The organism is Komagataeibacter sp. NFXK3 (assembly GCF_054182245.1).
The window spans coordinates 1-1,020 of the sequence record NZ_JAPIVJ010000081.1 but is presented as its reverse complement, the minus strand read 5'-3'; the positions used below and the strand labels follow the sequence as shown (position 1 = coordinate 1,020).

Below are 1,020 nucleotides of genomic sequence, written 5' to 3'. Positions count from 1 at the left end.
CTAGGTGTTTAGTCCCGGGATTTGATGGTGTGGTATTTTCACGCGAGTGGAAGGAAGCATTATGGGACAGATACGTCATGGCAGCGCCACGAGCACGCACGCCGTGCGAGCAGCAATACAGCGATCGCAGGCTTCGCTCGCGGCGCTGAGCAGGGAGTTCGGGATCAACCCGAAAACAGTTGCAAAATGGCGGAAGCGTCAGACTGTCGAGGATCAGAAGACAGGGCCCAAAGAACCGCGTTCAACGGTTTTGTCCGAGACTGACGAAGCGATGATCGTGGCCTTTCGTCGGCATACCTTACTGCCGTTGGACGATTGCCTTTATGCGTTGCAGGCCACCATTCCGCATCTGACACGCTCAGCGCTGCATCGCTGTCTTCAGCGTCACGGGATTTCACGTCTGCCTGATGTCGAAGGAGACAAGCCAAAACGGCAGCACTTCAAGCGTTATCCGATCGGGTTCTTTCACCTCGATATTGCCGAAGTTCAGACTGCCGAAGGAAAGCTTTATCTTTTCGTCGCCATAGACCGCACGAGCAAGTTTGCAGTGACGCAGCTTGTGGACAAAGCCAACAGACGAACGGCCTGGGAATTTCTCGAATATCTTCTGCGCATCGTCCCTTATCAGGTTCATACCATCCTGACGGACAACGGCATCCAGTTCGCCGAACAGCCCCGTAACCGGGGAACCGCATGGTCACGTTCCATGCGTTTCGACATGATCTGCGAGGCTAACGGGATCGAGCATCGCCTGACAAAACCCAATCACCCCTGGACCAATGGTCAGGTCGAGCGAATGAACCGGACGATCAAGGAAGCAACTGTCAAACGCTTTCATTACGACAGCCATGAGCAGTTGAGGACGCACCTCAATGACTTCATGGCAGCCTATAATTTCGGGCGAAGGCTCAAAACCCTCAACGGTCTCACGCCCTATGAATACATCTGCAAAATATGGACTTCAGAACCAGATCGATTCATCATCAACCCAACCCATCAAATCCCGGGACTAAACACCTA

At 53.3% G+C, this 1,020-nt stretch carries 1 protein-coding gene; it reads left to right on the top strand.

Annotated elements, in window-relative coordinates; genetic code table 11:
* Window positions 1–61: 61 nt before the first annotated feature.
* Window positions 62–1,020 (top strand): IS481 family transposase (locus OQZ28_RS17550; RefSeq protein WP_130732986.1); only part of this gene is annotated, 959 nt, incomplete at its 3' end.